Annotated in this window: 22 protein-coding genes; 4 read left to right on the top strand and 18 right to left on the bottom strand. The window is 58.0% G+C overall.

Annotated features, from left to right (window positions below; translation table 11 throughout):
- Positions 1–2: 2 nt before the first annotated feature.
- The 3 genes from map to CHU70_RS08935 form a co-directional block, all read right to left on the bottom strand.
- Complete coding sequence (gene map / locus CHU70_RS08945) at positions 3–914, bottom strand: type I methionyl aminopeptidase (protein WP_049189666.1); 912 nt, start codon at positions 912–914, stop codon at positions 3–5.
- 68 nt (positions 915–982) lie between these two features.
- Entirely contained in the window at positions 983–2830 is a 1848-nt protein-coding gene (locus tag CHU70_RS08940) for a penicillin-binding transpeptidase domain-containing protein (protein ID WP_147719068.1), read from the bottom strand.
- Between the two features lie 59 nt (positions 2831–2889).
- Complete coding sequence (locus CHU70_RS08935) at positions 2890–4122, bottom strand: RIP metalloprotease (protein ID WP_070595125.1); 1233 nt, start codon at positions 4120–4122, stop codon at positions 2890–2892.
- Between the two features lie 215 nt (positions 4123–4337).
- On the opposite strand from CHU70_RS08935, the gene CHU70_RS08930 reads away from it, so the two are divergent.
- On the top strand, positions 4338–4739 hold the full coding sequence (locus CHU70_RS08930) for a DUF2631 domain-containing protein (RefSeq protein WP_016422566.1): 402 nt from the start codon (positions 4338–4340) through the stop codon (positions 4737–4739).
- A gap of 117 nt (positions 4740–4856) precedes the next feature.
- Here CHU70_RS08930 and rlmN read toward each other — a convergent pair whose 3' ends face one another.
- Positions 4857–5954 (bottom strand): 23S rRNA (adenine(2503)-C(2))-methyltransferase RlmN, encoded by a 1098-nt coding sequence (rlmN, locus tag CHU70_RS08925; RefSeq protein WP_049189669.1) that lies wholly within the window; start codon positions 5952–5954, stop codon positions 4857–4859.
- A gap of 117 nt (positions 5955–6071) precedes the next feature.
- Between rlmN and CHU70_RS08920 the strand changes: the two genes are divergently transcribed.
- Positions 6072–6500, top strand: a complete 429-nt coding sequence (locus CHU70_RS08920) for a lipopolysaccharide assembly protein LapA domain-containing protein (RefSeq protein ID WP_065421645.1) — start codon at positions 6072–6074, stop codon at positions 6498–6500.
- Positions 6501–6521: 21 nt separating this feature from the next.
- Here CHU70_RS08920 and CHU70_RS08915 read toward each other — a convergent pair whose 3' ends face one another.
- The 5 genes from CHU70_RS08915 to rpsB form a co-directional block, all read right to left on the bottom strand.
- Positions 6522–7427 (bottom strand): phosphatidate cytidylyltransferase, encoded by a 906-nt coding sequence (locus CHU70_RS08915; RefSeq protein WP_049170784.1) that lies wholly within the window; start codon positions 7425–7427, stop codon positions 6522–6524.
- A gap of 39 nt (positions 7428–7466) precedes the next feature.
- Positions 7467–8024 carry a ribosome recycling factor gene (gene frr, locus CHU70_RS08910; RefSeq protein WP_038628675.1) on the bottom strand — a complete coding sequence of 186 codons (558 nt, stop codon included), beginning with the start codon at positions 8022–8024 and terminating at the stop codon, positions 7467–7469.
- 83 nt (positions 8025–8107) lie between these two features.
- Positions 8108–8833 (bottom strand): UMP kinase, encoded by a 726-nt coding sequence (pyrH, locus tag CHU70_RS08905; RefSeq protein WP_005509726.1) that lies wholly within the window; start codon positions 8831–8833, stop codon positions 8108–8110.
- A gap of 182 nt (positions 8834–9015) precedes the next feature.
- A complete protein-coding gene (gene tsf / locus CHU70_RS08900) occupies positions 9016–9843 on the bottom strand; it encodes a translation elongation factor Ts (protein ID WP_048735543.1) in 828 nt (275 codons plus the stop codon).
- 55 nt (positions 9844–9898) lie between these two features.
- Positions 9899–10720, bottom strand: coding sequence for a 30S ribosomal protein S2 (gene rpsB / locus CHU70_RS08895; RefSeq protein WP_147719069.1), 822 nt, complete (start codon positions 10718–10720; stop codon positions 9899–9901).
- Between the two features lie 378 nt (positions 10721–11098).
- Between rpsB and CHU70_RS08890 the strand changes: the two genes are divergently transcribed.
- A complete protein-coding gene (locus tag CHU70_RS08890) occupies positions 11099–11620 on the top strand; it encodes a murein hydrolase activator EnvC (protein WP_070429359.1) in 522 nt (173 codons plus the stop codon).
- A 14-nt stretch (positions 11621–11634) separates the two neighbouring features.
- Here CHU70_RS08890 and CHU70_RS08885 read toward each other — a convergent pair whose 3' ends face one another.
- The 9 genes from CHU70_RS08885 to CHU70_RS08845 form a co-directional block, all read right to left on the bottom strand.
- Positions 11635–12489 carry a tyrosine recombinase XerC gene (locus CHU70_RS08885; protein WP_049170927.1) on the bottom strand — a complete coding sequence of 285 codons (855 nt, stop codon included), beginning with the start codon at positions 12487–12489 and terminating at the stop codon, positions 11635–11637.
- Positions 12490–12780: 291 nt separating this feature from the next.
- The gene (gene dprA / locus CHU70_RS08880) at positions 12781–13917 is read right to left on the bottom strand and encodes a DNA-processing protein DprA (protein ID WP_049189671.1); all 1137 of its coding nucleotides are present in this window, start codon (positions 13915–13917) and stop codon (positions 12781–12783) included.
- 29 nt (positions 13918–13946) lie between these two features.
- Positions 13947–15479, bottom strand: coding sequence for a YifB family Mg chelatase-like AAA ATPase (locus CHU70_RS08875; protein ID WP_070595130.1), 1533 nt, complete (start codon positions 15477–15479; stop codon positions 13947–13949).
- Positions 15480–15902, bottom strand: a complete 423-nt coding sequence (locus CHU70_RS08870) for a YraN family protein (protein ID WP_049194021.1) — start codon at positions 15900–15902, stop codon at positions 15480–15482.
- A gap of 211 nt (positions 15903–16113) precedes the next feature.
- Complete coding sequence (locus CHU70_RS08865) at positions 16114–16416, bottom strand: DUF2469 domain-containing protein (protein ID WP_005509529.1); 303 nt, start codon at positions 16414–16416, stop codon at positions 16114–16116.
- Between the two features lie 54 nt (positions 16417–16470).
- The gene (locus CHU70_RS08860; RefSeq protein ID WP_224783775.1) at positions 16471–17175 is read right to left on the bottom strand and encodes a ribonuclease HII; all 705 of its coding nucleotides are present in this window, start codon (positions 17173–17175) and stop codon (positions 16471–16473) included.
- Positions 17150–17947 carry a signal peptidase I gene (gene lepB, locus CHU70_RS08855; RefSeq protein WP_048735525.1) on the bottom strand — a complete coding sequence of 266 codons (798 nt, stop codon included), beginning with the start codon at positions 17945–17947 and terminating at the stop codon, positions 17150–17152. Before lepB ends, CHU70_RS08860 begins: the two co-directional genes overlap by 26 nt.
- A gap of 74 nt (positions 17948–18021) precedes the next feature.
- Positions 18022–18363 carry a 50S ribosomal protein L19 gene (gene rplS, locus CHU70_RS08850; RefSeq protein ID WP_048761860.1) on the bottom strand — a complete coding sequence of 114 codons (342 nt, stop codon included), beginning with the start codon at positions 18361–18363 and terminating at the stop codon, positions 18022–18024.
- A gap of 139 nt (positions 18364–18502) precedes the next feature.
- The gene (locus CHU70_RS08845; protein WP_049170763.1) at positions 18503–19912 is read right to left on the bottom strand and encodes an HNH endonuclease signature motif containing protein; all 1410 of its coding nucleotides are present in this window, start codon (positions 19910–19912) and stop codon (positions 18503–18505) included.
- Between the two features lie 340 nt (positions 19913–20252).
- On the opposite strand from CHU70_RS08845, the gene CHU70_RS08840 reads away from it, so the two are divergent.
- A complete protein-coding gene (locus tag CHU70_RS08840) occupies positions 20253–21236 on the top strand; it encodes a DUF1648 domain-containing protein (RefSeq protein WP_049171516.1) in 984 nt (327 codons plus the stop codon).
- Positions 21237–21264 lie beyond the last annotated feature (28 nt).

Here is a 21264-nt window from a genome sequence, read left to right as displayed (position 1 = left end):
GGTTAGGCCTCGGGCTTCCAACCAGTTTGGAACTGACCTGGCACGTTCTGCTCATCCGGCAGAGTGAGGATTTCATAGCCGTCGGAGGTCACCAGCACCGTGTGCTCGAACTGGGCGGTGAACTTGAAGTCATCATTCTGCACAGTCCAGCCATTATCCCAGATGTGGTACGGCAGCTCACCAAGGTTAATCATCGGCTCAACAGTCAAGGTCATGCCCGGCTCGAAAATGGTGTCCTGGCTCGGCTCATCGTAGTGGAGAACGATTAAACCATTGTGGAACGTGGTACCGACACCGTGACCGGTGAAGTCCCGAACGGTGTTGTATCCAAAACGCTTAGCGTAAGACTCGATTACGCGGCCGATGACATTAATCTCACGGCCCGGCTTGATGACCTTAATGCCGCGCATGGTGGCGTTGTAAGTGCGCTCCACTAGCTGGAGGTGCTCCTCCGAGACATTGCCCGCGAGGAAAGTCGCGTTGGTGTCACCGTGGACGCCGTTCTTGTATCCGGTGACGTCGACATTGACGATATCGCCGTCTTCAATAACCTGAGTGTCCGGAATACCGTGGCAGACAATCTCATTGAGAGACACACAGCACGACTTCTCGAAACCGCGGTACCCCAGCGTGGACGGGTAGGTGTCGTGATCCAACAGGTACTCGTGCACCACCCGGTCAATCTCATCCGTGGTCACGCCCGGAGTTACGGCCTTGCCGGCCTCCACCAACGCGTTGGCAGCAATGCGAGAGACCTCTCGCATATTTTCAATATCTTCCGGAGTCTGTACCAGCGGCTCGCCGACGCCTTCCTGAACCTCGTCCTTCCAGGCGTACTCCGGCCGTTCAATATGTGCCGGAACAGTGCGAATTGGCGTGGACTTTTGCTGAGTAAGTGGAGAACGCTGAGTCATGGAACATACTCTACCCCTACCCCCGGATTAGCCTTTCGGCCTGTGCCGGTTTCGAAGCCAGAAATGCTCTAGCCCTCGTCTCCTGAACCTTCATCCATATTGGCGAAGAAGGCATCGGTAATCGCCACCGCATGTTCGGATCCACCACCACCGACGATGAGCGTGGCGAAGGCCAAGTCATCTCGATAGCCAGTGAACCAAGCGTGCGAGCCGCCTCCATACTCGGCCTCACCGGTCTTGGCGTAGACCTCACCGCGTCCGGCAATGGCCGAACCGGTACCGGAGGTCACCACCGCCCGCATGAGTGAGCGAATCTCATTCAAAACCTCAGGTGGAAGTGGCTTCGATGTCTGCGACTGCCACGTTCCCGCGCTTGGCACGAGTGACGGCGTCGGAGTGCGCCCGGCCGCCACCGTCGCGGAAACCAGTGCCATGCCAAACGGGCTGGCCAAGTCATTGCCCTGTCCATAGCCCGCATCGATACGCTCGACTTCATCACTGCCGTCAGAAACGCTGCCGGTAATAGTGTCGAGGCCCGCGATGTGATAGTTGATGCCGATGCCGAAGTTCTTGGACTCCTCCTTGAACTGCCCTGGTTCCAATTTGTGAGAGATGTTGCCGAACGTGGTGTTGCAAGACCGCGCGAACGCATCGCTCAGCGAGGTATCCCCGACGCCACTTCCGTTGTAGTTGGTAACAATTCGCGGCCCGATCTCCATCGAACCTGGGCACGGCACAGTCGATCCCGCATTTAGCCCCTCGTGCTGCACACCTGCAGCAGCAGTGACAATCTTGTACGTCGATCCCGGCGGGAACTGTCCCATCAGCGCAAGGTCGCCGTCCTTATCCGCTTCCGCCGTCTGGGCTACCGCCAGAATCTTGCCCGTAGACGGCTGCACAGCCACCAGCATTGCCTTCGCATCTTGCCGCGTATCGACTGCCTTCTGCGCTGCGTCCTGCACCTTTTTACTAATCGATGCCTGCACCGCCGGGGCTACATCCGGAGACACCTCATAGAGCGTGCCGACGACTGCTCCGCCCTCGTTGGCCGCCACGATATTCCAGCCATCGGCACCGTGATCACCAGTGTCCACTAGCCTTTCCACACGGCTCATCAAATCAGGCGCAAACCCCGGGTCGGGTCGCACCATCGCTGCTTCATCGTTAACAGAAATTCCGTCAATGTCCGCGAGCTCATCCTTGACTCGCTGCGGCGTGGATGCCGGCAGCACAATCAGTGAAAAGTTACCCTTCCCACCAGCTGCCTGCTCCCCTATAGCGCGCGCGTCAAGCTTCGGACCATCTTCCGGCATTTCATTATTGATGACCGTCGCCGCCCGGTTAATCGACGACTGCACATTCTCCGCCCCATCACGATTGAGAATTACCCGGTGCACAGTCCCCGGCTCAAGCAAGGCCGCACCGTCCGAACCAACCACAGACGGACGTGGAGCTGCGATAGTGCGCAATTCTGGGTGCTGATTACGCCCCAGCTGTGGATGCAGGGATGCTGGCGACCAGCGCAACGCCCAATCCCGTTGCCCAGCCTCAGTCTTGGTCAGCGTGAAAGTGGTGTCATATCCCCAGCGTCGCTGATGCGGCAGCTGCCAATTCATGGTGACTTCGGCCGAGGACTGATTCGAGCTGGAATCGATACCCGCAATCTCATACTCAAGCCCCTCCGGCTGGAGTCCGGCAGTGGCCGCCTTCAGATCTCCTTCAGCGGAGTCCGGGTGATCAGTCAGTGCCGCCGCCTTAGCAACGTCCCCTCCCGCCAGCGCCCCCAGGAATTCCTCGAGCACCTCGCGCCCGGTGTCAGGCCGCGGCGTACACGCGGCGGATGACAACACCAGACCCGTGATTGCCACAGCCGAGATACTGCGAAGCAGGGGCTTGCGGCGCGAAGTTTGTTCCATGTGGGCTGACGTTAGCACCGCTTTGCTTTACGACGACGCTGGCACGCCGCAACCTGCTATCAGCGGTTCAGCACAATTGGATTGACCACGTCAGCGGCCATGACCAGAACGCCGAATACCAGCAAAACCGCGGTAAAGGCCATAGTAACTGGCATGAGTTTGGTGTAATCGGCAGGCCCAAGCGCTGGCTTACCGAATGCCTTGCGAATCACGTCTCGAATGCGTTCATAAATAACAACGGCGATGTGGCCACCGTCGAGTGGCGGCAACGGCACGAGGTTGAACACGGCCAGGAAGTAATTGAGGTTGGCCAGCAATAGGAAGAACGACGGCCACTGGTTCATCTCCACCAATTCACCGCCGGCACGCGAAGCGCCGACGACGCTCATTGGGCTGGCCGGGTCACGCTGAGCACCGAAGATGGACGCAACCACACCGGGAACCTTCTCCGGGATGGAGAGCAGCCCATTCCAAACCGCCCCAAAAAGACTGCCTGTGAAGCTGGCCGCACCACCGATGGCAGTCACTGCGTTGTACTCGTGGAGGATGGTCTCTGGGCGCTGGAAGGCGATACCAATTGCTGGCTGGTCGATGTCCTGCCCGTCGTTAGTCTTGCGCTTGACGACTTCCGGGGTGACCGTGACCGTCTGGGTGCTGCCATTGCGGTCGATGGTCATTTTGATGTCGCCACCTGCAGAGCTACCGATGAGAGACACAGCCTCGGGGTAGGACGTGATCTTGGTGCCATTGATCTTCTCAATCACATCTCCGGCACGTAGCCCTGCGCGCTCTGCAGGACCGGAACCAGTGCAGGGCTCCAGCGTGCCGTCGGCACGCTGTGCCGGCGAGACGCACTGCACCGCCTGAATGCGTGGCGCCATTTCCTTACCCATGTTGGGCAAACCCCACGTCACGGCAATGAAGTAAAGAATGATGAATCCAACGATGAGGTTCATTGCCACCCCACCGAGCATCACGATAATGCGCTGCCACCACGGCTTCTTGTACATGGCGTAGGGTTCTTCGGCAGGAGCGATGGGATCCATTGCTGTCATGCCTGCGATGTCGCAGAATCCGCCAAAGGGAATTGCCTTTATTCCATACTCGGTGTCATGCCCACCTGCCGCAGCGTGATGCCGCTTGAAGGAAAACAGCGTTGGGCCGAAGCCAATGAAGTATCGACGCACTCGCATTCCACACAGGCGAGCTGCGGTGAGATGGCCCCATTCGTGAAGGGCGATTGTCACCGCGATGCCGATTGCGAAGAGTAAAACTCCAAGAAGAAATGTCACGAGTGCTCACCCTACCCCCACTTTGGGCAAACGAGCACACCGGCGAACAGTTTCCGGCCGGGCTAAGTCCCAATTTCAGCAAGTTCTAAGGTATCCTTACACCCGATACTCAAGATTGTCTGAAAATGCGCTCAGTCGCTTTCAGCAAAACCGCAGATAGACTGAAGTGCATATAGAGTGCAATTCGCCGAAAGTGTTAACAGGAGGACTTTCAAGTGAGCAACCACGAGCCAAAGGAAGAAATTTACCGCGGCGTCAGCACCCTCGACGAGCCGTCGGCGAAGTGGGGCTGGCACGGCATTAGCAAGAGCGCTATGCAGAAGGCCGGCTGGATTTCCGTAATCTTCCTGCTGGGCATGACCATTGGTAACCACAAAGGCAACGTCGAGAACTGGTGGCTGGTCGTCATCGCCGCCCTGATTGCTATTGGCCTGCTGTTGCAATTGTTCGCCCCGCAGGGTTCTCAGGTTCGCACCGTTACCGGTCACAACAAGCCGGAAGGCCACATTGAGCCGGAGTGGGCACGCGACCAGGTTAACGGCACTGGCGTCTACGCTAACCTGACCGACTCTCAGCTGCGCTCCTGGAACCGCCTGCCGGAAGGCCAGAACCAGTAGAGTTAGCCACTTTTGCAGAAAGTCTGGCCTAACAGCTCTATAGCAACAGCTCTATAGCGCTACAGCGCACAAGAAAATCCGCACCGAATTCGGTGCGGATTTTTTGCTATTTGTCGGCTAAACCTCTTCGGCCGCCAGCTGACCACACGCTGCCGCAATCTCGTTGCCACGGGTATCGCGGACCGTGCACGGTACCCCCTGCGCCTGTACGCGGCGGACGAACTCCTCCTGCTGCTTCTTCGGAGAGGCGTCCCACTTCGACCCCGGAGTCGGGTTGAGCGGAATCAGGTTGACGTGGACACGTGAGCCCAGAGCATTGTGGAGCTTCTTACCCAACAAGTCTGCACGCCAATCCTGGTCGTTAATATCGCGAATCAAAGCGTACTCAATAGATACGCGACGGCCTGTCTTGTCTGCGTAGTAGCGAGCTGCATCAAGCACCTCAGCTACTGTAAAGCGATTGTTGATCGGTACCAGCTCATCGCGAAGCTCGTCATCCGGAGTGTGCAGAGACACCGCGAGGGTGACTGACAAGTCCTCGTCGGCAAGCCGTCGGATGTTCGGCGCGAAACCGACCGTAGAGACGGTGACATTGCGCATCGAGATGCCGAATCCCTCCGGCGACGGCCGCGTGATGCGATGGACGGCGGCGAGAACGCGATTGTAGTTCGCGAGCGGCTCACCCATGCCCATGAATACGATGTTGGTCAGGCGACCGCCCTCGGCTGCCATAGTGGCAGCGGCCTCACGAACTTGGTCGACAATCTCCGCGGTGGAGAGATTACGCTGCAGACCGCCCTGACCCGTCGCACAGAATGGGCATGCCATACCGCAACCGGCCTGTGAGGAAATACAGAGGGTCGCACGCCCCGGGTACTTCATCAGCACGGATTCCAGCAGCGTACCGTCACCTGCACGCCACAGCGTCTTACGGGTTTCGCCGTCGTCACAGGTGATGTGGCGAACGGGAGTCAACAAAGGTGGGAAGAGACTGTCTTTGACCTTTTGACGGTCTGCTTCCGGCAGATCAGTCATCGTCATAGGGTCAGCCTCAAGCCGACCGTAATAGTGCCGGGCAATCTGATCGGCGCGGAAGGCCGGCAGGCCCAGTTCCTTGACCGCAGCCTTCCGTTCCTCAACATCGAGGTCCGCAAAATGGGTCGCGGGCATGCCGCGACGTGGAGCTTTAAGAACGATTGGAAGTGAAGATGCCATGATGGCACCCATTTTCGCATGTAATAACGGTTTTGGCCTAATGAGCGACTAGGCAGCCGCAACTAAGTGGACCTTTACAAGTGGTACATACCTGCCAAAACGTGTTGAATGATAGGTATGACTAACGCTAATCAGCCGAATAACGACAGTCCGCTTTTCGACGATACTCCGTCGTACTCTCCAAATGATTCCGTGGCTCCTGCACCAGAGCAGGACAACCTTCCAGAGCCAGTCGTTGACGCGCCCGCAGAGAAGGACTCCACACCGGAGCCAGCGCCCGCTCCTGGCCGGCGCAAGGTGAAAAAGACTACCGCGGGCTCGATGTGGGTTGGCCTGGTCATCAGTGCAGTTTTGCTGATCGTATTGCTTGTATTCATTCTGCAGAATCAGCAGGAGACCACACTAAACCTGTTCGGCTGGGCCTGGAACTTCCCGGTCGGTGTCGGAATGCTGTTCGCTGCTATCCTCGGCGCCCTCATCACTGCGCTAATCGGTGGCTGGCGAATGTTTGATCTGCGCCGCCAGATTCGTAAGGGCGACAACTAAAGCCCGACTGAACCAGCCAAATTAAACCAGGCTGAAAAGCTGCAATATCAGCCACGTCATCGCGGCTGATGGCAGCATGCCATCCAGGCGGTCCATCAGACCGCCGTGGCCCGGCAATATCGAGGACATATCCTTAATCCCCAGATCGCGTTTGAACTGGGACTCCATCAGGTCACCAAGCGTGGCGGAGATAACCAAGGCAATGCCCAGCACGATGCCCTGCCACCACGGCGCGTGCAACATAAAGATTGCACAGAGCGCTCCAGTAATAGTGGCGAGTACGAGAGAGCCGCCGAACCCTTCCCAGGATTTTTTAGGGCTTACCTTTGGGGCCATCGGATGCTTTCCGAACATGACACCGGCGGCATAGCCTCCGACGTCATTGGAAATCACCCCGATCATGAAGGTCACAATGACCAGACGGGGATCGACTTCCCAGGGATTGTCCATGTGCACCAGCTGCACAGCTAGCGCCGCAAAGAACGGAATCCACATCACCACGAAAACTCCGACTGCGACATCCCGCAGCCAGTTCCGTGGTGCTTCAGCCATCCCGTGCAAAAACAGACGGGTGACTAGTAAAAGCATCAGGGTAACAGTCAGGCCCATGACCAGACCGTCAATCCCCCAGTAGGCGGACAGCCACACCATCAGCTGTCCGCCGAAAATCAGAACCGGGCGAGGGACCTGCCAATCGGACTCGCGGAGCCGCTCGCAGACCTCCCAGGTTGCAAGGCCAACCGCCGCGGCGACCAGAACGGTCCAGGCGAGCGCCCCCAGCAGCAAGCCGATGATGACGACTGCACCAAGTGCTACGCCCACCGTAATTGCAACCGGCAGGTTCCGACCTGCCGAGTTACGCGGCTTAATAAGCCGTAGCTCGTCTAGAACACGTTCCTTATTGGACGCTGGCTTCGACGTTGGCATTGGCGCCTCAAATCCCCTCTCCCGGTTGAATATGAAGGCCTAAACCTCCATCAGTTCCGCTTCCTTGCGCTCAACCAAGGAGTCCACCTGCTCGACGTAGTTCTTGGTGACCTGGTCCAGCTCCTTTTCGCCTGCCTGCACCTCGTCCTCGCCAGCGTCGCCGTCCTTCTGAATCTTCTTCAGAGTTTCCATGCCCTTACGACGGACATTGCGAATCGCAATCTTGGCGTCTTCACCCTTCGAACGTGCGACCTTGACCATCTCACGACGGCGCTCCTCGGTCAGCTGCGGGATAGTTACGCGCAGAACCTGGCCGTCATTAGTCGGGTTCACGCCCAGGTCGGAGTTGCGAATCGCGTTTTCGATGTCGCCCATAACGCTCAGCTCATACGGCTTAATTAGCAGCATGCGCGGCTCCGGAACCGAAATGGTAGCCATCTGGGTAATCGGAGTCGGAACACCGTAGTACTCCGCAATAACGCCATTGAACATCGCCGGGTTCGCACGACCAGTGCGAATGTGCGTCAGCTCCTCGCGGCAGTGCTCTACGGAGCTACCGTACTTTTCTTCACAGTCAAGCAGGACTTCATCAATCATTGTGTTTTTAACCTCGGGTTTCTACTCGGGTTCTAGATAGTTCTAGAGCGCTCTGTGGAAAGAACGTATTACGAACAAATTTATCAGCTGTGGACGAGAGTACCGATTTGCTCACCGGCTACCGCGCGCGCAATGTTTCCGTCGGTAAGCAGATTAAACACGAGAATCGGCATGTTGTTGTCCATGCACAGGGAGAAGGCGGTGGCATCAGCAACGCGCAGGTCCCGTTCCAGAACCTCACGGTGGGTGATGTCATCGAACAGCTCTGCGTCCGGCACCTCACGTGGGTCGGCCGAGTAGACACCGTCAACGGCCTTGGCCATCAGCAGCACCTCGCAGCCGATCTCCAGGGCACGCTGGGCCGCGGTGGTGTCGGTGGAGAAGTACGGCATACCCATACCTGCACCAAAGATGACCACGCGGCCCTTCTCCAGGTGGCGCTTAGCACGCAACGGCAGGTACGGCTCCGAGACCTGTGCCATGTTGATTGCAGTTTGAACGCGGCAGTCCACGCCCTCCTGCTCGAGGAAGTCCTGCAGAGCCAGGCAGTTCATGACCGTGCCCAGCATGCCCATGTAGTCAGAGCGTGCGCGGTCCATGCCGCGCTGCTGAAGCTGTGCGCCACGGAAGAAGTTACCTCCGCCAATGACGACACAGACCTCGACGCCCTTTCGGGAAACTTCCGCAATCTGTCGGGCAACGTTTTGCACCACGTCCGGGTCAACGCCAACCTTGCCGCCACCGAACATCTCACCACCGAGCTTGAGCATCACACGTTTGAAGCCATTGCGCTCGACAGATTCTGCCATGACCATGCACCTTTCTCACACCGTTTAAAAAGTCGCAGACGAGTCTACCCGGTCACGACAGCAAGGCACACTTGACGCTCCGCATTGTCTGCAACATGGCAGCAAAATGCCCCACCCGAAGCAATCGGATGGGGCATTCACACTAGCTAGCAGCTAGAGGTTAGAGCACAAATTACAGCGAATTAGTGCTGACCAACCTCGAAGCGGACGAAACCGGTCAGGGTAACGCCAGCCTCTTCCATGAGCTGCTTAACGGTCTTCTTGCTGTCAGCGACGGACGGCTGCTCCAGCAGAACAACGTCCTTGTAGAAGCCGTTCAGACGGCCCTCGACGATCTTGGCGATAGCCTGCTCCGGCTTGCCCTCTTCGCGAGTAATCTTCTCGTAGACAGCGCGCTCTGCCTCGACGCGGTCAGCCGGGACATCCTCGCGGGACAGGTACTGAGCCTTCAGAGCGGCAACCTGCATAGCTGCTGCGTGAGCAGTCTCTGCAGCGCCCTCTCCCTCACCGGTGTAAGCAACCAGAACACCGACAGCTGCCGGCAGGTCTGCTGCACGGCGGTGCAGGTAGACAGCGATGTTGTCGCCCTCGAGAGTAGCAGCGCGACGCAGCTCCAGCTTCTCACCGATCTTTGCGGAGAGCTCCTGGGTAGCCTCAGCTGCGGTCTGACCGTCGAGGTCAGCTGCTGCGAGCTCTTCCGGGGAGTTTGCCTTGACTGCTGCGGCAGCGTCGGCGACCTTGTTGGCGAAGTCGATGAACTCCTGGTTCTTGGCAACGAAGTCGGTCTCGGAGTTGACCTCGACCATGGTGTTACCAGAAACAGCAATCAGGCCCTCGGCAGCGGTGCGCTCTGCACGCTTGCCGACGTCCTTTGCGCCCTTAATGCGCAGGATCTCGACAGCCTTGTCGAAATCGCCGTCGGTCTCGACGAGTGCGTCCTTACAAGCCTTCATGCCGGAGCCGGTCAGCTCACGGAGCTTCTTGACGTCAGCAGCAGTGAAATTCGCCATGCTGGGCGTTCCTCCTTGTGGTGGTTAGAACTTGTGGTGGTTAGAAAGTTCAGCTTTACTCAGCGGATGCCGTCTCAGTTGCAGCGGAGCCCTCGGCGTCCATCTCTGCAGCCTGGTCGGTGTTCTCAGCGGCGGACTCGATCGGAGCGTCGCCTGCTGCTTCGCGAGCAGCGTTGGCCTCGCGCTCAGCGCGAGCCTTGCGGCCCTCTTCAACAGCGGTGGAGATGATGCGGGTCAGCACGGAAGCAGCGCGGATTGCGTCGTCGTTGCCCGGGATCGGGAAGTCAACGTCATCCGGGTCGCAGTTGGTGTCCAGGATGGCAACAACCGGAATGCCCAGCTTCTTAGCCTCGGCGACAGCGATGTGCTCCTTGTTGGTGTCAACAATCCACAGTGCGGACGGAACCTTGGACATGTCGCGAATGCCGCCCAGGGTGCGCTCCAGCTTGGTGCGCTCACGGGTCAGCATCAGGATTTCCTTCTTGCCGCGACCCTCGTAGCCGTTCTCAGCAGCGTCCATTGCCTGAAGCTCCTTCAGGCGAGCCAGGCGCTTGGAAACGGTGGCGAAGTTGGTCAGCATACCGCCGAGCCAGCGGTGGTTGACGTATGGCATGTCAACGCGCTCTGCCTCGTTCTGAACGGCTTCCTGAGCCTGCTTCTTGGTACCGACGAACAGGATGTTGCCACCGTGAGCGACAGTCTCCTTGACGAACTCGAAAGCCTCGTCGATGTAGGTCAGGGTCTGCTGCAGGTCGATGATGTAGATGCCATTGCGCTCGGTGAAGATGAAACGCTTCATCTTCGGGTTCCAACGACGGGTCTGGTGACCGAAGTGGACACCTGCATCGAGCAGTTCTCGCATGGATACAACAGCCATGTCATATTCAGGGAAGATCCTCACGTCCAGCCTGACTAGGGCTGCGGCTGCTTCCCTTCCTTTCTTATCCGATATAGGTGGTTACAGTTCACGCACAGGCTTTCCCTGTGCCCTAGCGCTCCCCCGCTGCCTCACACCCGACAGATATTCTTGCCGAGCACCCGTGAACCAGCCGGAATGGGTCGCGCGCGTAGTCTTTGTGCTAATGACCGCCCGATTAAGGCAGACACCGCGAGCGTCATCTTATCTGATACATCGCGCAGGTCGCAATATCTGACACGCCCTGCTATCCACAGGACAAAAAGTCATCCACAGCTAGAACCGTTTGCAATGCACTGCCGCTTGTCGACGGGTGTAGCGTCCGCCACACTATCGCGCATGACAACCAAGCAGAGTTTCAGGCGCTCGCTAATGCGCACATTAGCGCTATTCGTGCTCGCTGTCGCGCTAACAACACCCCCAAGCCCACCTGCAGCTACCGGCGAGCCAATATCCGCTATTACGCATACTTTCCCTGTGCACGGCAAAGTTCTACGCTTCTACACCCCACCGGAAAAACGCTGGCAGCCTGGACATCGCGGAGTAGACCTGAACGCCTCCCCGGGCCAGCCAATCCGCGCCTCAGCTCCCGGTGTGGTGCATTTCGCCGGTTCGATCGCCGGAATGACTTCCGTGTCAATCATGCACGCCGATGGCATCCGCACAACCTATCAGCCCATAGATACCGCGTTAGAAAAGGGAGACCACGTGGCCGCTGGCCAGGTGATTGGTCATCTTGTGGTCAACGCCAAACATCCCGAACCGGGCCTGCATTGGGGCGCACTGCGCGGCAAAGACTATCTCAACCCACTGGATTTGATACAGCGGAGACCAATCGTGCTCAAGCCTGTACGCAATTAAACAACCCTGCGCAATTAAGCGCGCGGATGTGCCCGCTTATGTACTTCACGGAGACGATCCGCTGAGACGTGGGTATAAATCTGCGTGGTCGCCAGACTCGAATGACCGAGCATCTCCTGCACCACACGCAAGTCAGCGCCACCTTCCACCATGGCCGTGGCCGCAGAATGTCGGAGAGCATGCGGTGAAACATCAGCCCATTTATGAATAACTCGGCGCGCCTGACGAGGATTCAATCTACCTCCACGCACACCGAGAAAAAGCGCATGTTCGGCCTGTGCGGAAGCATGAAAGCTTCCACGCACCTGGAGCCAGCCTTTGAGTGCCGCCTCCGCTGGTGCACCGAAGGGCACGATGCGCTGCTTGTTCCCCTTACCCACTACCGAGATGATGTGGCGGGAAAAGTCCACATCTGAGACGTCGGCCTTGCACAGCTCTTCTACACGCATCCCGGTGGCATACAACAGTTCCACAATGGCCAAGTCGCGAGCCGCAACTGCGCTGTCCTCGGATGAGACTTTCTCGATTGCCTCCTCAACCCTCTCCGGCGAGAGCACTTCCGGAAGATGCTGATGTTTCTTCGGCGTTGACAGCCGCAGCGACGGATCAGCATCGAGAATTTGCCGAGCTACGAGCCAACTACAGAACTGGCGAATGGACGTCGTTAAGCGAGCCAGCGATGACCGCGCAGCACCCTCCGCATGCTTCGCGCCGAGGTGCGCACGGATGACAGGGGTGGAGAGTTCACTGATGTGGTCCAGGCCGGCGAGGAGGGGGATGAGATCGGCTCGATAGGCACGGACGGTTGCGTCAGAGAGTCTGCGGGAATAAGTCAGCTCATCGAGAAAATCCATGAGCACGGCCTCAATATTGGCGGATAACCCGAGATCCAGCTCAGTCCTGTCGTCGTTATTGGTTGCGCGCTTCACGGTTCTGACCTTAGTAGATGCACACCGCGAGACCTCACCAGACAGCGGAAAAAGGCAGTGACTCCGACTTTCGCCAGAGCCACTGCCCTATTGCCTCACCCATGTCACAAGCCCGTTTCCGTAACAGTTACTTAGGCTTGCCTTGCCTATATTACTGAGCGTACAGAGAATTGCAATACCTAATTCAAGATTTTTTCGAGATTCTCTGCAGAAGGCTTTATTAGCGCCTCACTAACGCTTCTGTTCCTGGCGCAACCACCCACCCTCCACCCGACTGGTCAGCCCCTGTCCCTGCAGCTCCAGCAACAAATGTGTCGTAAGCGCCACGGCCAATCCCGCCTGCGCTGCGACTTCTCCCACCGGCGTTGGCTCCGCAGAATTCAGAGAGTCGTAGACAGCGAGCTCGTTTCGAGAAAGCTTCTGCACCGCCGACTTTTCCCACAACAATTCAAGCTGAGCATCCTCGTTCACTGTGCCAACTGACCGATACAGCGACCGCACATTATCGGCACTACACACCAGGACAGCCTCGCCACTGCGGATTAGGTCATGACAGCCAGAGGTAGTTTGCAGCGTCACCGGTCCCGGCACTGCTCCCAAGGGCTTGTTTAGCCTCACTGCCCAGTGCGCTGTGTTGCGCGCCCCTGAACGCCAGCCCGCCTCGACGATTGTGGTTGCTCGCGATAGGGCCGCTACCAGACGATTCCTAGTCAAAAACCGATGCCGCGCAGGTCGCACCCCCAGTGGATACTCCGTAATCAGCGCACCCCGCTCTGCAATCCCGTCGAAGAGTTCTGCATGCGCCCGCGGATAGTCAACCCCTACACCACCGGCTCCGACCACAACCGTAGTGCCGCCAGCGTCGAGCGCAGCTCGATGCGCCGCGGCATCAATACCCAACGCACCACCACTGATGACACTAACCCCCGCATTCGCGAACTGCCCCGCGAATTGGGCCGCCACCTGTGTCCCGTAGCTGCTGGCCATCCGCGTTCCGACAATCGCCACCGCTTCACTGACCACGTCCCGCAAGTCACGGCCACGCACCCACAGCGCAAGTGGTGGTGCATCGGCGCGGTCACGGACTTCGAGCGTCGTAAAGCAGGACAGCAGCTCCCCCGGCCACTCTGGGTGCCCCGGATAAATAAGACGCCACCCCATCGCTGCCGCCAGCTCCAAATCGTGGCCGCTCTGGTCAACGTCGGCCCGTGCCTGCGTCGTATTGAGCAGACCTTCCGGCAGCCCGGCGCGAGCCTTGATCCTCTCTGCTACCTCTACCGGCCCAAACTCCGTCACGAGCCGCACAATCTGCGGATGCGTCGCCTCTATCACACGATTCAGGTAAGCCCACGCGTGAATTTCGTCCATTTCTCCCCCTTGATAGTGGTTCGGTTGTATTAGCCGCCCTCGCGGTCATGCAGCTGGCAGGCACGTTGCACGTGCTCGAAGGTAAACGCGTCTACTCCCCCGAGGTCTGCGAGCGTCCACGCCACTGCGATTACTTTGTCCACTCCCCGCTGGGTAATCTCTCCGTTCCTCAACTGGAAGTCCAATAACGCCATCGCTTCTTCGTCTAAGCCCGCGTGACGACGGAGAAGCGAGCGTGGCACACTCGCGTTGGTGACGGCTGCTTCGTCGGCAAGCCCCAGGGCCTGCCACCTATGTCGGGCACGGTCACGTGCGGCCTGTACCCGATCGCGAACGGCCGCGGAGGGCTCATTGTGTGCTTTGTTTTTAATTCCCAGCTTGGCCCCGGCAGGACTGAGCGTGACGTTGAGATCCATGCGATCGCGTAGCGGGCCCGATAATGCGCGACCATGCTTGGCTCGCTCGGTACTAGAACAGGTGCATTCGCTGGCATACGCCGCCCCACACCGACAGGGATTGGTCGCCATGACTAGTTGTGTTCTCGCCGGAAAGGTCACTCGATGGTGCGTACGCAGGTGGACGACCACCCCGTTTTCCATCGGCATCCGCAACGCATCCAATACCGCCGGGCGCATGAGGGTGATTTCGTCCAAGAACAGCACCCCATGGTGGGCAAGGCTAATCGCGCCGGGCTTGGGCACAGCACCGCCGCCGACTAACGCTGCCACAGTCGCGCTGTGATGTGGAGCCACAAACGGCGGATGTTGAATAAGAGTGTCCGCAGTATCGAGCGCTCCGGCCACCGAATGCAGCGCGGTGACCTCCAGCTGCTGCCACTTCTGCAATGGCGGCAGAATTGTGGGCAAGCGCTCAGCGAGCATGGACTTCCCAGTTCCCGGAGAACCCTGCATGAACAGATTGTGCCCACCTGCTGCGGCTACCTCGAGGGCGAAGCGGGCCTCAGGTTGGCCATCGACATCGGCCAGGTCTACCGAGAAGGCTTGTTCGCTGGGGTCGTCGTTAAGCGCGGTCGTCAAACCTGAGCCGGTGAGTACCCAGCCCCATAGCTGTGTGAGGTCGGCTGCGGTGCAGACTGCGATGCCGTCGACGAGCGCGGCCTCGGCGGCGTTGGCGGCGGGGACGACAACCCAATGGGCACCTGCCTCGCGGGCGGCAAGGACCTGCGGCAGCACTCCACGCACCGGGCGAATGGAACCGTCGAGCCCAAGTTCGCCAATGAGAACCGTGTGGCGGAGACGACCTCGGGCCTCCATGTCATCGCTGGTTGCGATAAGGATGGCGCAGACGATGGCGAGGTCAAAGCTAGTGCCGTGCTTGCGGATATGCGCCGGCGACAGACTCACCACGACTTTTGTCTTCGGCCAGGGCAACTGCGAGTTAGCAACCGCCGTGCGCACGCGATGTTTGGCTTCTCCGACGGCGGCATCGCCGAGCCCACCGATATACATTCCCGGCAAGCCACGCCCAACATCGGCTTCCACCTGCACAATAGTTCCTTCAATGCCGCTGAGGCTGACTGCAAGAGCTGTACCGACAGTCATCTAGCAGTCCCACATGATTGCGTCGCTGATTGCGGGAATGTACGTAACTGCAACGACTGGAGGACCGGACGAAGGGCTGGACACTGTGACTTCTGCGCAGTCGATAACTACGGACTCTAACCAGTAGGTAGAACTCTCTGACAGCCACTGTCCCGCCGCCTTGCGCAAATGACGAAGCTTGGCTGCTGTGATGGACTCTCTGCCGTCCCCAAACTGACTACTTCGCGAGCTGCGCCGCGTTTTTACCTCCACAAAATGCAGCCTGCCGTCAACATCTTCAGCAATAAGATCGAGCTCATAGCGCCCCACCCGCTCATTCCGAGCAATAACTTCCCACCCCTGATCCTCCAACATCTCAGCAACGAAATCCTCCCCAAACGCGCCGAGCTGTCTTGTGGTTAGTTCTTCAAAGCTCTGTGTCATAGCCCCGGTCCCCCTGGTTCCCCGTTGAATTGTGCCTTGGCGGTTTACTGCCTAGACTTTTGCCGCCTTGGCGGTTCGGAAACACTCTTGCACAGCGGGCATGACAAAGGCCCTCCGATAAATGCTCAGAGGGCCCTAACTGTGGATAATTTTTCGACTGTGGATAACTGTTAGCAGCTAGCCATAACATGCGATGACAGGCGACGATAACCTACGGCAGTCGCAAGTCCGGCTTATCCAGTTCCTCGATATTGACATCCTTGAAAGTGATAACGCGCACGTAGCGGACAAACCGAGCCGGGCGATGGACATCCCACACCCACGCATCCGACATCCGCAGCTCGAAATAGACCTCGTTTTCGCTGTTGTGCGGAATCAGCTCCACAGCATTAGCAAGGTAGAACCTGCGCTCCGTCTCAACAACGTACGAAAACTGACTAACGACATCGCGGAACTCCTTGTACAGGGATAGTTCAACGTCGGCCTCGTAGTTTTCTAGATCTTCTGCGCTCACGACCGCGACGGCTCCTTCGAGTGTTTACATGTTGCTCTTTTTGTACATGTTGGTCTATTCGGGGTGCTCAAGATACTCCGCGTGTGCCAAGCGCACATTGCGGTATGACCACCGATGCTCCGGGGTTGCGCCATGGCGTGAAATCGCTTCCATATGCGATGACGTGCCGTAGCCCTTATGCCCCGCCAGACCATAGTCCGGATACTTCTCCGATAGGTCAACCATAATGCGGTCGCGGGTGACTTTGGCTAAGACACTCGCAGCAGCAATACATCGGCAAGCGGAATCACCACCAATCACGGGCAAATAGGGTGCCGTGAAGCCAGACACCTTGAGTGCGTCGGTAAGCACGTAGCCAGGACGCTGCCCCAACCCGGCTACCGCGCGGCGCATTCCAGTGACATTCGCGTCCTGGATGCCGAATTGGTCGATGTAGGACGCGGGAATCGTCGTCACGCAAAAAGAGGTGGCGAAGCGTTGGATGAGCGGAAAGAGCCGTTCACGTGCGGCCGGCGTGAGCTTTTTAGAATCGGTGAGCTTATCCAGCTCTGCGATAGGGCGTTCTGGAAGGCAGCAGGCGGCGATAACTATCGGGCCTGCACAGGCGCCGCGACCAGCCTCGTCGACCCCGGCTACAGGTCCAAAGCCGCGCTTTGCCAGCGCGACCTCTATCGTGCGCGACTGCTTCAGCCTCCGCAGTTTCGGCGCCGGCGGCGTGAGCAGACTGTGCTGACTAGTTGTGCTGGATGTCCGGATCATCGACGCCACCGATGCGGTTAAACGGCAGGATGATTGCCTGCACCTTGCCGACGACGTTATCCAGTGGCACAGTACCCTGCAGCTCGTCGCCCATGTGATAGCGAGAGTCCGCGGAGTTGGTGCGGTTATCACCCATGACCCACAGATGCCCCTCCGGCACTGTTACCGGCCCGAAGTACGGGCCACCACACTGCTCTGAGCCAAGATTATCCACCACCGGCTTGTCTGCTGGAGTTTTAATGAAATCCTGGTCTGTCATCTTGCCGTCAACCATGATGCCGGGATCTCCTGGGCGACACTGCACAGTCTGCCCACCCGTGGCAATCACACGCTTGACCAACGCATTTTCATCAGGGGCGACAAGGCCAATCCAGGAACCAACCGTCTGCAGCGAGTTTGCCACCGGGTTAGTAGAACGCTGTGACACGTAGTTACTATTCCAGGACTCCGGGCCATTAAAGACGACAACATCGCCGGGCTTGGGATCTGAGAACTGGTAGGAAACCTTATCCACCCAAATGCGGTCACCGGTGCACCCGACACATCCGTTGAGCGTCGGCTGCATCGACTCGGATGGAATCACGTAGACACGGCCGATAAAGGACTGCACACCAGCACTGATGAGCAGGGCAATCACGATAATGATTGGAATCTCGATGTACCACGGAGTGTGCTTTTCAGGCTCCTCGTCAAGTTTCCGGAAGCCTTTCAAGCCTTCAGTACGGTCTTCTTTTTGGCCGTCAGTCTGTTCGCGAGAATCGTCGTCGGTCATGGGAAAAGACTATACGCGATAGAAAAATCCCCACCGAGCTCAACACTCGATGGGGATTATTTTGCGCCAAAAGACTAGCGGCGCTCCTTGATGCGTGCAGCCTTACCGCGCAGGTTGCGCAGGTAGTACAGCTTCGCACGGCGAACGTCGCCCTTGAAGACAACGCGAATCTCGTCGATGTTCGGGGAGTGCACCGGGAAGGTACGCTCAACAGCGATACCGAAGGATACCTTGCGGACGGTGAAGGTCTCGCGGACGCCGCCGCCCTGACGACGGATAACGACGCCCTTGAAGACCTGAATACGCTCGGTCTTACCCTCGACAATCTTTACGTCGACCTCGACGGTGTCACCAGCGCGGAACTCCGGAATGTCGTCGCGCAGGTATGCTGCATCAACCTTGTCAAGAATGTTCATGGAAACTTATTCCTTTACTTTTTGCATAGACAGAGGACCCTGGCGGCGCTTTCCCACAGAGGGACGCTCGGCCGGTTCATGCCCGAAACAGGTAAAGCTGCCTATAAAGACAACCTGGAAATTATTACACACCCCCTGGTCAGAAACCAAACTCTTCCATGTTCGGCGGGTCTTGCGGGTCTTGGGGAGCTTCCGAGTCTTGGGGGTCTTGCGGGTTGGGAGTATCGGTGTCTTCTCCCCTGCGCGCTTCCTCGACCAGCTTCCGTGATTGCTCTATCAGCTCCTGGCGATACTCGTTATATTCTGCCAGCGCCTGCGTCATCCGCAGTCCCCGTTTGTCGAAAGTGTAGCGCCCGTGCCCGGCAAGCGGCCCGTCTTCCAGGCTCACCGCCTTTTTGCCCGTGCTTGACGACGTCCACAGTTCCACCCCATCCCGATCACGTGCAACATTCCACAGACCAGCTGTTTTCATGTTGTGGTGCCGGCGGCAGAGGCAGTGGAGGTTCGGCGTTTCTGTTGCCCCGCCCTCCTCTGGGTGCTCTTTGTCGTACGGCTCAATATGGTCAATGTCGCAGAGCTCCGCGGGTACATCACACCCCGGAAAGCGACACGTTCCGTCCCGACCTTTAACGAAGGCTCTCTGACTTTCGGTTGGGGCGTAGCCCTCCGCGGTTTCGTCGGCAAGCATACGAATATGCGTGACCTTATCAATCCACGCCTGCGTAGCTAACTGCGAGATCCAGCCAACGCCGCCAAGCCAGGCGGTGCGGGGACGCTCCTCTGTGGCAGGACAGTATAGGTTGAGTACGATTTTTGCCTCGGCGGTGCCGCGGATGAGGTGTGTCAAAGCTTCGACTCGAGTGCAGCCAGCTGAGCTGGAGATGGACTCGAGGGTGGTTTTGAATTCGAGAGCGCGGGTCTTTTCCAGCTCCATAAAAACTTCCGCGAAGTTGTCGCTCTCTTCAAAACCGATACTCTCTCCTACTATTTCGCGTTCTCCTGCAGGAAGCAGCGGATCGACATCACCCGGAAGGTTTTTGGGGCGAAGCTGAGGTTCAATTTCTTCGATAACCCGTTGCAGGAATTTATGTAGGCTGCGAACTCCCCGGAGTGCCTCGCCATGCTTTCGGGGAATGACAAAGCGGGCAATTTCTTCTTCAACAGCTGCACGCACCTCTGGATCGTGGAGCGGCGCTGTCGCGCGAGCAATGGTGATCAGATGCGCAAAGGGCAAATGAGCTCGAGCTTTAATAAAGGCACCCAGCCGGGGCATACGCGCTAACTGAATGCCGACCTCTACATACTCGAGCGCCTTACCGCGGGAAATACCCAACTCGGGTGCGATTTCAGCAATGTATGCATCCACATCAATCTCAAGCGACTTCGGCGTGCAACCGCAAGCTATACCCAGTTCCAGGCGATTGCGTTGGATACCCGCCACCGCCAACTGGTTCGTGGATGACTCGTGGAAAAACTGCGGCGCTTCAGGCAGCAGAGCCGCTTGGTAAACATCGGACGGTTGTTTGGCCGGACTATCTTTTTCAGACATTGTTCCCCCAAAGCCCCAACCCCGCTCAGTGTCGATAACCAGTGAATACCACTAGCCCAACGCCAAGAAGAGAAGCTCAAGCACTTTGTTCTTGATGCCTCCATTTTAGCACACCCATTCGATTGCGCAACCCCTTTAATAAAACTTTTTCGCTTGTACATTCGAGTGAATTGTTGAGCGTGTTATCAAATGTCACGAGGTGCATCTTCTGGCGAAACTCCGCGCACACTAAGACGGCACGCTACAACCGCTCGCTACAACGTCACGCTGATACAGCACTCCAATAACGACCGCTGCCGACCGTTGCTACAAAGCCCCCCCCAACTGCTAGATTGTCTCCATGCAGCAGATTCCACGCTTTGACCCCTGGATTGTTCGAGGAACAATCATCGCCCCGTGCGTTCTGGCGATTGCACAGCTTCTGTGGGTAATTGCCATTTCCGACCGACTACCGGAGCAGTTAGCAACGCATTGGAGCGGTAGCGGCACTCCCAACGGTTTCATGCCGCCAATTCAAAGCACATTGATTATGGCCATCATCGTCATCGCATGTGCGCAGATCGGTTGGCTCGGTGCAAAGACCAGCACGCCGCTTGTCGTGCGCAAGCCAATTGCAATAACCAACCTCGCCCTCTGCGGCTTCTTAATCGGCATTGAATTCGCGATTATCATCCCGCAGATCGGCACGACGGACCCTACGACCGCCCGAATCGGCTGGATCTATGCAATAGCCGGCGTCATCATCGGCCTAGTAGCGGCCCTGCTCGTGACGCGCCGCCTCAAGGACTACTCCTCGCTTACCGACGCCACGGTCACCGAGCCGACATCGCCACAGTTGCCCCATCGAGAAGGAGCCCCGACTCCCATCGATGTCAGTGTGGCCATCTCTAAGGGGGTCAAGGTCACCCTCGCAGTCTGGTGCGTGGTGTCTGTAGCGCTCGCAGTGTTCCTGCCAAGCCTCGGCATTGTTTTTCTGCTGTGCACGCCGCTATTCCTCATCGCATATGAAACCGGCATGACACTAGACACGGACCCGAAGACAGATTCCATTACCGTTTTTAACGGCTGTGGACCGCTGAAGATGAAACACCCCATTGAGCTTCGAACCATCAAATATGCGAAGCCGGCCACTTATAACTGGGCCGACGGTGGCGGTATTGGGCTTCGACTTGGCAATGATGGCCGCATCACCGTGGCGGCACGGTCAGGCGAGGCAGTCAAGATTGAGACCTCGGGGTCCGATTACACCATCGTCGTACCGGATGGAATGGCTGCGGCTGTCGCGGGTGAGATCAACAGCCGCATCGACGCTATGCGCCAATAGGCTATGCGCTAATAAATCAAGCGCTAAC

The sequence above is a fragment of the Corynebacterium sp. LK10 genome (assembly GCF_008042455.1).
Taxonomy (GTDB): domain Bacteria; phylum Actinomycetota; class Actinomycetes; order Mycobacteriales; family Mycobacteriaceae; genus Corynebacterium; species Corynebacterium jeikeium_D.
This window is presented reverse-complemented; position numbering and strand designations above follow the sequence as displayed.

Excerpts from the sequence above, each read along its gene's own strand:
- CHU70_RS08875 (WP_070595130.1), bottom strand. The coding sequence starts at position 15,479 with ATGACTGTCGGTACAGCTCTTGCAGTCAGCCTCAGCGGCATTGAAGGA.
- lepB (WP_048735525.1), bottom strand. The coding sequence starts at position 17,947 with ATGACCGACGACGATTCTCGCGAACAGACTGACGGCCAAAAAGAAGAC.
- CHU70_RS08940 (WP_147719068.1), bottom strand. The coding sequence starts at position 2,830 with ATGGAACAAACTTCGCGCCGCAAGCCCCTGCTTCGCAGTATCTCGGCT.
- tsf (WP_048735543.1), bottom strand. The coding sequence starts at position 9,843 with ATGGCGAATTTCACTGCTGCTGACGTCAAGAAGCTCCGTGAGCTGACC.
- dprA (WP_049189671.1), bottom strand. The coding sequence starts at position 13,917 with ATGGACGAAATTCACGCGTGGGCTTACCTGAATCGTGTGATAGAGGCG.
- CHU70_RS08845 (WP_049170763.1), bottom strand. The coding sequence starts at position 19,912 with ATGTCTGAAAAAGATAGTCCGGCCAAACAACCGTCCGATGTTTACCAA.
- rplS (WP_048761860.1), bottom strand. The coding sequence starts at position 18,363 with ATGAACATTCTTGACAAGGTTGATGCAGCATACCTGCGCGACGACATT.
- CHU70_RS08890 (WP_070429359.1), top strand. The coding sequence starts at position 11,099 with ATGACAACCAAGCAGAGTTTCAGGCGCTCGCTAATGCGCACATTAGCG.
- rlmN (WP_049189669.1), bottom strand. The coding sequence starts at position 5,954 with ATGGCATCTTCACTTCCAATCGTTCTTAAAGCTCCACGTCGCGGCATG.
- pyrH (WP_005509726.1), bottom strand. The coding sequence starts at position 8,833 with ATGGCAGAATCTGTCGAGCGCAATGGCTTCAAACGTGTGATGCTCAAG.
- map (WP_049189666.1), bottom strand. The coding sequence starts at position 914 with ATGACTCAGCGTTCTCCACTTACTCAGCAAAAGTCCACGCCAATTCGC.
- CHU70_RS08860 (WP_224783775.1), bottom strand. The coding sequence starts at position 17,175 with ATGATCCGGACATCCAGCACAACTAGTCAGCACAGTCTGCTCACGCCG.
- CHU70_RS08870 (WP_049194021.1), bottom strand. The coding sequence starts at position 15,902 with ATGACACAGAGCTTTGAAGAACTAACCACAAGACAGCTCGGCGCGTTT.
- CHU70_RS08840 (WP_049171516.1), top strand. The coding sequence starts at position 20,253 with ATGCAGCAGATTCCACGCTTTGACCCCTGGATTGTTCGAGGAACAATC.
- frr (WP_038628675.1), bottom strand. The coding sequence starts at position 8,024 with ATGATTGATGAAGTCCTGCTTGACTGTGAAGAAAAGTACGGTAGCTCC.
- rpsB (WP_147719069.1), bottom strand. The coding sequence starts at position 10,720 with ATGGCTGTTGTATCCATGCGAGAACTGCTCGATGCAGGTGTCCACTTC.
- CHU70_RS08915 (WP_049170784.1), bottom strand. The coding sequence starts at position 7,427 with ATGCCAACGTCGAAGCCAGCGTCCAATAAGGAACGTGTTCTAGACGAG.
- CHU70_RS08920 (WP_065421645.1), top strand. The coding sequence starts at position 6,072 with ATGACTAACGCTAATCAGCCGAATAACGACAGTCCGCTTTTCGACGAT.